The 9,985-nt window shown below is 71.7% G+C and carries 11 protein-coding genes and 1 pseudogene; 3 read left to right on the forward strand and 9 right to left on the reverse strand.

What is annotated here, in order from left to right; all coding sequences use genetic code 11:
- Positions 1 to 582: 582 nt before the first annotated feature.
- Positions 583 to 1,875 (reverse strand): tyrosine--tRNA ligase, encoded by a 1,293-nt coding sequence (tyrS, locus tag ACIBTX_RS32320; protein ID WP_357134727.1) that lies wholly within the window; start codon positions 1,873 to 1,875, stop codon positions 583 to 585.
- Between the two features lie 81 nt (positions 1,876 to 1,956).
- Between tyrS and ACIBTX_RS32325 the strand changes: the two genes are divergently transcribed.
- Complete coding sequence (locus ACIBTX_RS32325; RefSeq protein WP_357175934.1) at positions 1,957 to 2,364, forward strand: PaaI family thioesterase; 408 nt, start codon at positions 1,957 to 1,959, stop codon at positions 2,362 to 2,364.
- 13 nt (positions 2,365 to 2,377) lie between these two features.
- Here the strand turns inward: ACIBTX_RS32325 and ACIBTX_RS32330 are convergent, their stop codons facing one another.
- From ACIBTX_RS32330 to ACIBTX_RS32340, 3 genes are all read right to left on the reverse strand, one after another.
- Entirely contained in the window at positions 2,378 to 3,703 is a 1,326-nt protein-coding gene (locus ACIBTX_RS32330; RefSeq protein ID WP_396833400.1) for a hemolysin family protein, read from the reverse strand.
- 126 nt (positions 3,704 to 3,829) lie between these two features.
- On the reverse strand, positions 3,830 to 4,471 hold the full coding sequence (locus ACIBTX_RS32335; protein WP_357134690.1) for a hypothetical protein: 642 nt from the start codon (positions 4,469 to 4,471) through the stop codon (positions 3,830 to 3,832).
- Between the two features lie 15 nt (positions 4,472 to 4,486).
- Positions 4,487 to 4,981 (reverse strand): GNAT family N-acetyltransferase, encoded by a 495-nt coding sequence (locus ACIBTX_RS32340; protein WP_396833401.1) that lies wholly within the window; start codon positions 4,979 to 4,981, stop codon positions 4,487 to 4,489.
- A gap of 124 nt (positions 4,982 to 5,105) precedes the next feature.
- On the opposite strand from ACIBTX_RS32340, the pseudogene ACIBTX_RS32345 reads away from it, so the two are divergent.
- Positions 5,106 to 5,213 (forward strand): annotated as a pseudogene (locus ACIBTX_RS32345) (universal stress protein); the annotation flags it as partial.
- On the opposite strand, the gene ACIBTX_RS32350 reads toward ACIBTX_RS32345, so the two are convergent.
- The 5 genes from ACIBTX_RS32350 to ACIBTX_RS32370 all read right to left on the reverse strand — a co-directional run bounded on the left by ACIBTX_RS32350 (position 5,206) and on the right by ACIBTX_RS32370 (position 9,213).
- On the reverse strand, positions 5,206 to 5,841 hold the full coding sequence (locus ACIBTX_RS32350) for an FMN reductase (protein WP_396833402.1): 636 nt from the start codon (positions 5,839 to 5,841) through the stop codon (positions 5,206 to 5,208). The pseudogene ACIBTX_RS32345 and the gene ACIBTX_RS32350 sit on opposite strands and share 8 nt — an antisense overlap.
- A complete protein-coding gene (locus ACIBTX_RS32355) occupies positions 5,838 to 6,980 on the reverse strand; it encodes an LLM class flavin-dependent oxidoreductase (protein ID WP_357134696.1) in 1,143 nt (380 codons plus the stop codon). The genes ACIBTX_RS32350 and ACIBTX_RS32355 overlap by 4 nt, the downstream gene beginning before the upstream one ends.
- A gap of 151 nt (positions 6,981 to 7,131) precedes the next feature.
- Positions 7,132 to 7,407, reverse strand: a complete 276-nt coding sequence (locus ACIBTX_RS32360; RefSeq protein ID WP_396833403.1) for a ubiquitin-like small modifier protein 1 — start codon at positions 7,405 to 7,407, stop codon at positions 7,132 to 7,134.
- Positions 7,408 to 7,409: 2 nt separating this feature from the next.
- Positions 7,410 to 8,495: an exo-alpha-sialidase gene (locus tag ACIBTX_RS32365; protein ID WP_357399133.1), complete on the reverse strand. Its 1,086-nt coding sequence runs from the start codon at positions 8,493 to 8,495 to the stop codon at positions 7,410 to 7,412.
- Between the two features lie 76 nt (positions 8,496 to 8,571).
- Positions 8,572 to 9,213: a DNA-3-methyladenine glycosylase gene (locus ACIBTX_RS32370; RefSeq protein ID WP_357134701.1), complete on the reverse strand. Its 642-nt coding sequence runs from the start codon at positions 9,211 to 9,213 to the stop codon at positions 8,572 to 8,574.
- Positions 9,214 to 9,389: 176 nt separating this feature from the next.
- Here ACIBTX_RS32370 and ACIBTX_RS32375 point away from each other — a divergent pair, with 176 nt between their 5' ends.
- Entirely contained in the window at positions 9,390 to 9,839 is a 450-nt protein-coding gene (locus ACIBTX_RS32375; RefSeq protein ID WP_357134702.1) for a hypothetical protein, read from the forward strand.
- Positions 9,840 to 9,985: the final 146 nt, after the last annotated feature.

Genomic DNA, 9,985 nt, shown 5'->3' on the forward strand with positions numbered 1-9,985 from the left:
CCCACCAAAAGCAGGCTGCCAGTCCGGGGTATAAATCATAATTGGCACTGGCTTTACAAGCACCCTGTTGAGTTCTCAAAGAACAACCACACACCAACTCGAAGCCCCATTGCTGGGGCCCCAACCTGGGGCTTTTCGTTCCGCGTCCCCGGCGCTTTCAGCGCCAGGCACTTTTACTACGTTACCCGCTGGTTTCTGCCGTGTCAAACCGGTGTTTCCCGGTTCGTCGTGCTTTCTGCCGTGTTGCGGGCACCATGGTTCGACCGGCTCGCGCCGCTCTCGTCATGGGTTGGCAGGCCGGCCGCAGCGGTTGCCCGCTTGCTCGCCCGTTTCCCTGCCGACTGACTACCTTACCCGGTCGGTTCCGCCGCACCAAATCCGCCTCGCGGCGTTTCCGTGAGCACCACCCGGTCGGCGATCTGACGGCAAACCCGTCCGACCCCGAGGCCGTCACCACGCTCCGGCCGCTTCAGGCTTTCGCCTGTTTCGTCCGTTCCGCGCTGGCAGAGAGAAAGTTACGCGTCCGGCCCGATGATCGTCAAATCCGCCGGACGCGTCCCCCGTCACATCGTCGACGATCGACTATTCCCCCAGCTCAACGCCCGCGAACGACCGCTTTCCCCGGCGCAGCACCAGGTATCGGCCGTGCAGGAGGTCGCCGGTCGACACCGTGGCGTCCACCTCGGTCACCCTCGTGTTGTTCACGTAGGCGCCGCCCTCGGCGATGACCCGACGGGCCTCCTTGAGGCCGCTCACGAGCCCGGAGTCCCGCAGCAGACCCGCCACGTCCGGCAGTTCGCCGGTGAGCCGCACGAGCCCGGCCTCGGTGAGCGCCGCGCGCAGCGTCTCCGCTGCCAGGTCGTCGAGCGAGCCCCGCCCGAACAGCGCCTGGCTGGCGGCGACCGCCTGCCGGGTCTCCTCGGGGCCGTGCACCAGCGTGGTCAGCTCCTCGGCCAACGCCCGCTGGGCGAGCCGGGCCGCCGGCCGTTCGGCCGTCGCCTTCGCCAGCTCCTCCAGCTCGTCGCGCGTACGGAAGCTGAAGTACCGCAGGTAGCGGTCGACCTCGCGGTCGTCGACGTTGAGCCAGAACTGGTAGAACGCGTACGGACTCGTCAGCGTGGGGTCGAGCCAGACCGCCCCGCCCTCGGTCTTGCCGAACTTCGTACCGTCGGCCTTGGTGACCAACGGCGTGGTGAAGGCCTGCACCGGCCCCGCGCCGCGCCTCCGCACGTAGTCGACGCCCGCCGTGATGTTGCCCCACTGGTCGGAGCCGCCGAACTGGAGCTGGCAACCGTGCCGGCGGTGCAGTTCGAAGAAGTCGTTCGCCTGCAGCAGCTGGTAGCTGAACTCGGTGAAGCTGATGCCGGTTTCCAGCCGCGCCCGCACCACCTCCCGCGCCAGCATCTTGTTCACGGGGAAGTGCTTGCCGACGTCCCGCAGGAAGTCGACCACCGACATCTCACCGGTCCAGTCCAGGTTGTTGACCAGCTGCGCCGCGTTGTCCCCGGTGTACGACACAAAGGGCGCGAGCTGCTCGCGGATCCGCTCGACCCAGCCGGCGATCACCTCGGGCGGGTTGAGCGTCCGCTCGGCGCTCTCCTTCGGGTCACCGATCTGCCCGGTCGCCCCGCCCACCAGCAGCAGGGGGCGGTGACCCGCGAGTTGCAGCCGCCGGGCCGTGGTGACCTGCATGAGCGAGCCGACGTGCAGGCTCTGCGCGGTGGGGTCGAAGCCCACGTAATAGGTGGTGGCCGTCGCGCCGTCGAGCAGCTCACGCAGCTCGTCGAGGCCGGTCGAGTCCTGGATGAGGCCACGCCAGAGCAGGTCGTCGGTCAGGGAGTCCCGCCCGGACGGCGGGAGGTTGCTGTCGGTCACGGTCACCGATTCTCCCCCATCGGCGGCATCGCCCCGTACCGGGTTTGGAGCGACGCGCCCGGTTACGCTTGCGCCCCGCTCTTGGAGGAGGGTTCTGCCGTGGAGATGCCGGATCTGACGGGTGGTTTCGTCAACCTGCTCGGCCTGAATTTTGAGGAGGCGACCGGCGACCGCGTCGTCATCAGCTGGCAGGTCCGTCCGGAGCTGCACCAGCCGTTCGGCATCCAGCACGGCGGGGTGTACTGCTCGGTCGTGGAGACGGCGGGCAGCGTCGGCGGTTCGCTCTGGCTGGGCGACCGGGGCACGGTGGTCGGGGTGTCGAACCAGACCGACTTCCTGCGGGCCGTGCCCGATGGCGAGCTGCGGGCGGTCGGCACCCCCGTGCACCGGGGGCGCAGCCAGCAGCTCTGGCAGGTGGAGATCAGCGACGCCAAGGAGCGCCTGGTCGCCCGCGGTCAGGTCCGGTTGCAGAACCTCTCGCGCGACTGATCGGCGGGCCCGGTCAGCTCCGGGCCTCGTCCAGCACCGGCTCGACGGCCTCGTCGGCGTCGTCGGCGGCGGGGACCTGCCGCAGGCGTACCCCGGTGATGGCCCGGTGGTCGATGTCGGCCACCGTCAGCACCCAGCCGTCCAGGGTGACGTCCTCCCCCGCGACGGTCGGGATGTGCCCGAGTCGGGCCAGCACCAGCCCGGCGACGGTGGTGTAGTCGCCGGCCGGGCGCGAGGGCAGCTCGACGCCGATGTCCGGCAGGTCGTGCACCGGGAAGGTGCCGGGCAGCACCATCGCGCCGTCCGGTTCGCGGCGCACCGAGTAGCCGTCCCGGTCGGTCTCGTCGTAGATCTCCCCGACGATCTCCTCCAGGATGTCCTCCAGGGTCACGATGCCGTCGACGGCGCCACGCTCGTCCACGACGAGCGCGATGTGCTGGCGCTCGGCCTTGAACTGACGTAGCGCGTCCACCACCGGCAGCGAGTCGGGCAGCAGCATCGGCGGGCGGGCGATCTCGTCGATCGGCCGGTCGTCGGGCACGCCGACCAGGTCGCGCAGGTGGATCACGCCGGCCGTGTCGTCCAGGCCGCCGTGGCGCACCACCGGCGCGCGGGAGTGCCCGGTGGCGGCCAGCACGAGCCGCGCGGCCTCCGCCGTGGTCCCGCTGTCGAGCGTGAAGACCTGCAACCGGGGTACGAGCACCGCCCGCAACCGCCGGTCGGCGATCTCCACGGCGCCGGCGATGATGGTGCGCTGTTCCTTGGTGAAGCCGTGGTTGCCGGCGACGATGTCGCGCAGCTCGTCCGGGCCGATCTCCTCGGGCTCGTGCTTCGGGTTGAGCCCGAACAGGCGGACGACCAGGTCGCTGGTCGCGCCGAGGGCCCAGACGGCCGGGCGGGTGAGGCTGGCGAGCACGTCGAGCGGGCGGGCCACCAGCAGGGCCCACCGCTCGGCGGACTGCATGGCGATCCGCTTGGGCGCCAGCTCGCCGAAGACCAGGGTGACGAAGGTCAGCGCAAGGGTGACCACCACGATCGCCACCGTCTCGGCGGCGTTGCCGAAGACCCCGAGCAGCGGCACGAGGGGCTTGGCGAGGGAGACCGCCGCCGCGGCGGAGGCCAGGAAGCCGGCGAGGGTGATGCCGATCTGGATGGTGGCGAGGAAGCGGTTCGGGTCCTTGGCGAGCCGGGCGAGCACCCCTCCGGCCCGGCTGGTGCGTTCGAGGCGCTGGATCTGGCTGTCCCGCAGTGACACCAACGCCATCTCGCTGCCGGCGAAGAGCGCGTTGATCACGATCAGGATCCCGACCAGGGCCAGTTGGCTCCCGTAGCTCTGCACGCCCGGTTCGCTCCCTCTGCGATGGTGACGCCGGCCGTACGCACGGCGCCCGCCGGTCGACGAGGCCGCCCGGCGTACGCGCTTCTGTGCCCCGTGCGGGGTCGGCCGAACCCTGCCGGGGTGACGCTACGCCGATTCGGCTGCGGGTGACGCGGGCAGGTCGAGGACGTACGAGTCGCCCTCGGGCCGGAAACCGAGCCGGTGGTAGTAGGGGGCGACCATGCCGGGCGGGCTGACGACCCGGTGGAAGCCGCGTTCGGTGAAGAGGCGGCTGCGCCGGTAGACGAACTCGCCGGGCGTGAAGTCCCGGAACTTCGGGGTCACGTAGTCCAGGTCGATCTGGGCGACCCCGCGTGCCTCGGCGTGCGACAGCACCACCCCCACCACCTCGTCGGCGGTGACCACGAGGAAGGCCGAGCGGTCGGCGGCGGCCGGATCCCAGTGGAAGTCGGGGTTGAAGCGGGCGATGTCCGACCCGTGCACCCGCAGCGTGTGGGCGAGGAACTGGTCGTCGACCCCGACCTGGACCACCTGGTAGGTCTGCTCGTCGTGGCGGGTGGCGAGCATTCCCCGCAGGTACCAGATGTTGATCACCGCGAGGACGATGTTGAGCCCGACCATGGGCCACACCTCGATGGCGGCGTTGTAGCCGATCAGCACGGCGCAACCGACGAGGTTCAAAGCGCGCAGGCGCAGGATGCGCGACTGCAGCAGCGACCAGACCAGCACCGCGGAGCCGGCCCAGCCGACCAGATCCAACCAATTCACCCCGCGAGACTAGTGCTAGCCCAGGTCAGGGGCGTCGGCGGGCAGCTCCAGCAGCCACTCCTCGACCTCGGTGCCGCGCCCGTTGGCGTACCCCGAGTCCTCGCCGACCACGACGAACCCGCACTTGCGCAGCACCGCGAGAGAGGCGGCGTTGTCCTTCGCGGCCCGGGCGTGCACCGGCCGGGGCAGCTCGCGCAGCAGCGCGGCCAGGGCCGCGGTGGCGTAGCCCCGACCCCAGCGGGTCGGGTCGATCCAGTAGCTGACCTCGGTCTGGTCGTCGACCGGGAAGGCGCTCACGTAGCCGACCACCTCGCCATCGGCCTCGACGGTGCGGACCAGATTCGCCGGGTTGGTGAGCACCCGCGCCCAGTGGCGGGCGAACTCCCGGCGGTCGGACGGGTCGGCGGGACCGAACGCGGCCATCCGGTTCGCTTCGGGATCCTGCTGGTGCAGGAAGAACTCCACGAGATCGTCCTCGCGCACCGGCCGCAGCAGCACCTCAAAAGTCACCCGGCGAGAGTAAGCCCCACCCCCGACACCCCCGCTTTCGCCGATCTTGCACTTCCTGTCGCGACAAAAGCTCACCAAGACGACATTCCGCCAACAGCATCTGCAAGATCGGCGTCGGAGTGGGGGCGGCGCGGCGCGGGGGCAGTTCGAAGGGCTGCTGCTCGGCTCGGTCGGTCAGGCCGCCGTCCACCACGCGCACTGCCCGGTGCTGGTGGCCCACCCGGTCAGCTGACCGGGGCGTCGCCACCTCGGCCGAGCATCTGCAGGAAGTCGGTGGTGAGGGCGAACGGGTCCGCCGGGCCGCTGGTGGGCGGCCGGCGTTCGACCTGGTCGGCCAGCTCCCCGGCGGCGCGCCGGATCCGGCCCCGCAACGCGCCGTCGGCGGTCCCGTCGGACCAGTCCTCCGGTGCGGCGAAGACCGCCGTGGGGACCACCACCGCCCGCAGGTAGCTGAACATCGGACGGACCGCGTGCTCCAGCGCGAGGGAGTGCCGGGCGGTGCCACCGGTGGCGGCGATGAGCACCGGCCGGTCGACCAGCGAGCCCGCGTCGAGGACGTCGAAGAACGACTTGAACAGCCCGTTGTACGAGGCACTGAAGATCGGGGTGACGGCGATGATGCCGTCCGCACCGGTCACCGTGTCGATGGCCTCGCGCAGCGCGGCCGGCGGGAACCCGGTGAGCATGTTGTTGACGACGTCGTGGGCGTACTCGCGCAGGTCGATCGCGCGCAGCTCGGCGTCGTGGCCCCGCCGGACCAGCTCGTCGCGGGTCGCGCTGGCGAGCTGGTCGGCGAGCAGCCGGGTGGACGAGGGCTGGCTCAGCCCCGCCGACACCACGGCCAGCGTGCGGCGGGTCATCGGGTCGCCCCCTCCGGCGCCTTGCCCGTCACGTCGTCGACGGCGTGCACGGTGCTGTCCTTCGCGCCACCGGCCGCGGCCACCATCGAGGCGTGCGTGGGCGCCTCGGGAACGTGCACCGGACGCAGGGCGGCGAACTCCTTGCGCAGCACCGGCACGACCTCCTCGCCGAGCAGGTCGAGCTGCTCCAGCACGGTCTTGAGCGGCAGGCCCGCGTGGTCGACCAGGAAGAGCTGGCGCTGGTAGTCGCCGACGTACTCGCGGAAGCCGAGGGTGCGGTCGATGACCTGCTGCGGGCTGCCCACGGTCAGCGGGGTCTCCCGGGTGAACTCCTCCAGCGACGGCCCGTGCCCGTAGACCGGGGCGTTGTCGAAGTACGGCCGGAACTCCCGGACGGCGTCCTGCGAGTTGCGGCGCATGAACACCTGGCCGCCGAGGCCGACGATGGCCTGGTCGGCGGAGCCGTGGCCGTAGTGGGCGTACCGCTGGCGGTAGAGGCCGACCATCCGCTGGGTGTGCTCCTTGGGCCAGAAGATGTGGTTGGCGAAGAAACCGTCGCCGTAGTACGCGGCCTGCTCGGCGATCTCGGGGCTGCGGATCGAGCCGTGCCAGACGAACGGCGGCACCCCGTCGAGCGGGCGCGGCGTCGAGGTGAAGGACTGCAACGGCGTGCGGTACTTGCCCTTCCAGTCGACCACGTCCTCGCGCCACAGCCGGTGCAGCAGGTCGTAGTTCTCGATGGCCAGGGGGATGCCGGCGCGGATGTCCTTGCCGAACCACGGGTACACCGGGCCGGTGTTGCCACGACCCATCATCAGGTCCACCCGGCCGTCGCTCAGGTGCTGGAGCATCGCGTAGTCCTCGGCGATCTTCACCGGGTCGTTGGTGGTGATCAGCGTGGTCGCGGTGGACAGCAACAGCCGCTCGGTGCGGGCCGCGATGTGACCGAGCATGGTGGTCGGGGACGACGGGACGAACGGCGGGTTGTGGTGCTCCCCGGCGGCGAAGACGTCGAGACCGACCTCTTCGGCCTTGAGTGCGATGGCGACCATCGCCTTGATCCGCTCATGCTCGGTCGGCTCCCGACCGGTGGTCGGATCGACCGTGACGTCACCGACGGTGAAGACTCCGAACTGCATGACCAGCTCCTCGCGTGTCAACCGGATGCCGTCGTGGTACCCGGACGCAGCTCACAACTTATTTGACGAGTCAACTATTCCATCGGCAGGACGTCGCGCAGTGGCGCCGGTCACCACCGCAACCGGACACCACGTCGCAGAACCGGCTCGCTCAGCCGCCCGCCACGGAGGGCAACACCTGCACTTCCGCGCCGTCCACGACCGTCGTGGCCAGACCTCCGGAATGCCGGCAGTCCTCCCCGTCGACGAAGACGTTCACATAGCGGCGCAGCTCACCGCGCTCGTCGCGGATGCGCCGGGCCAGCCGGGGATGCGCGACGGCAACCTCATCGAAGACCGCCCGCAGCGTCCCGGCGGCGGTGACGGTCAGCCGACTCGCGCCCCCGGCCTCGCCGCGCAACGGGCCGGGCAGCAGCACGGTGACCACGCTCAGACCTGCGCGGCGCGGACGCAGAGCACGTCGGGCAGGTGGGTGGCGACCGACGACCAGGAGTCGCCCTCGTCGCGGCTGGCGAAGACCGACCCGGAGCGGGTGCCGAAGTAGACCCCACCCGGCGTCGCGTCATCGGCGCACATGGCGTCGCGCAGCACCGCCGGATAGAACGGCCCCTCGGGCAGCCCCACCGACTGCGCCTCCCACTTGCCGCCGGCGTCGACGGAACGGAACACCCGGCAGCGGTGATCGGCCGGAAACCGCTCACTGTCGGCCACCAGCGGGAAGGTCCACACCGTGCCGCCGCGCCCGGGGTGAGCCACCATCGGGAAGCCGAAGTCGCTGGGCAGCCCGTCGGCGATCGAGGACCAGGTGCGGCCGTCGTCGTCGGAACGGTAGACGCCGTGGTGGTTCTGCGCGTACAGCCGCTCGGGGTTGTCGGCGTCCCGGGCGACCTTGTGCACGCACTGGCCGAACTCCGGCCACTCGTCCGGCATGAAGTAGGCGCGGATGCCGGTGTTGCCCGGCGCCCAGCTCGCCCCGGCGTCCTCCGAGCGGTAGACCCCGCCGGTGGACATGGCGACCAGCAGTCGAGCCGGGTCACGCGGGTGGGGCAGCACGGTGTGCACGGCCTGACCGCCGAACCCGGCCTCCCACTGCGGGCGGTGCGGGTGGTCCCAGAGGGAACGGACCAGCTCGAAACTGCGGCCGCCGTCGGTGGACCGGAACAACGCCGAGGGTTCGGTGCCGGCCCAGACGACGTCCGGCTCGTCGGGGCCGGCCGGCATCAGCTGCCAGACCCGCCCGAGGGAGACGCCGGTGTCGGCCGGGAACGCGACCGGCGCCTGGTCGGGCTCGTCCCAGGTGGCGCCGAGGTCGTCGCTGGTGGCGACACTAGGGCCGAAGTGCGAGCTGGTCATGCCGGCGAGCAGCCGCGGGGTCGAACGGCGGGCGTCCACCGCCACCGAATAGACACCGGTCATCGGAAAGTGCGGACCGCTGATCTCCCAACTGCGCCGATCGTCGGCGCTGGTGGCGAGAAACAATCCCTTCGCGGTGCCGATCGCGAGCAGAGTTGCCATGACGTCCTCCGAAACCGTCGGTGAGCAGGTTCGGTGATTATGGCCACACCCTCCGACAACCTCCGTAGCGGCGCGCTCAGCGACGGACGCGCGGCACGTGCCGCCGGTACGCGCTGACCGTCGGATCGCCGTCGAGCCAGAACCGCCAGGGCAGGTCGTGCGCGCCCGTCACGCCGACCCGGGGCCCCGCCGTCACCGCCTCCTCCGGGACCGGCTCGGCGGGCGGTCGCAACCGGACCGGGCCGTCGCCGAGCAGGTACGCGCCGTACGCCGCGCGGTCGATGCCGAGCGTGGCGCAGAGCCGGGCCGGCCCGCGGGCGAGGTCCACGTCGCGCCGCACCGCCGGCCGGCGCTCCCGTGCCGTGGTCACGCCGTCGATGACCGCGCCGGCGCGCAGCAGCACGGCGGCGGCCTCCCCCTCGTCACCGGTGACCACGTTCACGCACCAGTGCATGCCGTAGGTGAAGTAGACGTAGGCGTGCCCGGCGGGACCGAACATCACCGCGTTGCGGGGCGTGCGGCCCCGGTGGGCGTGCGAGGCGGGGTCGCCGGCCGTGCCCGCGTACGCCTCGACCTCGGTGATCCGGACGGTGACGCCCCCGGCGGTGAGGCGGCAGCCCAGCAGGCCACGCGCCGCCGGCAGCAGCGGGCCCGCGAGCAGGTCCGCCAACTCGGCCAGGCCGGCGTCGGCCGTGCGGTCGTCCGGCAGGAGTTCCATGGACCGAACGGTACCCAGGCCACGCGCGGGTCACGCCGTTCGACGATCCCGGGGCCACCGGGAGGCTCACCAAGGTTCACCTTCTCGCCATCCGAGCCGCCGAAACCCGCGCCGCCCCCGGGGGGTGTTTCCGGTGTCGTCGCAGGGTGCGGCGACACATTGGGAGAGGAACCATCATGACCGTACGCACGATCCGCCGCCCCCTGCTCGCGATCGGCCTGGCCGCGGCCGGGGCGGTGCTGGCTCTCGCTCCGTCGGCCAGCGCCAGCGCCCCGCAGAGCGCGGCGATCGACGGCGCCCCGCTGAGCGCCGTCGCACTGGGCGGCAGCGGCAAGATCGACGCCAGTGGGGCGGCGGTCTTCGTCCCGGTCACCCTGACCTGCTCGCAGCCGACGCAGGTCGACCTGACCGTCAAGGTCGCCCAGGCGATCGGAGACTCGATGCGCACCGGCACGACCAACCGCAAGGTGTTCTGCGACGCCACCACCCAGAAGGTGCGGATCGCGGTGACCGCCACCGAGCGCCCCTTCGCGCCGGGCGTCGCGTTCGGTGTGGTGACCGGGAACTCCTGCGACGCACTGTGCAACTCCATCACTGACGAGCACCGGTTCGACCTGGCGCTCTGAGTCGTGGGGGGGGGGGGGGGGGGGGGGGGGGGGGGGGGGGGCGCCCCGCCCCGCCCCCCCCCCGCCCCCCGCCCCCCCCCCCCGCGGGGCGCGCGGCGGCCCCCCCCCCCCCCGCCCGCACCCCCCCCCCCCCCCCCCCCCCCCCC

It is taken from the genome of Micromonospora sp. NPDC049359 (assembly GCF_044466585.1).
Classification (GTDB): domain Bacteria; phylum Actinomycetota; class Actinomycetes; order Mycobacteriales; family Micromonosporaceae; genus Micromonospora.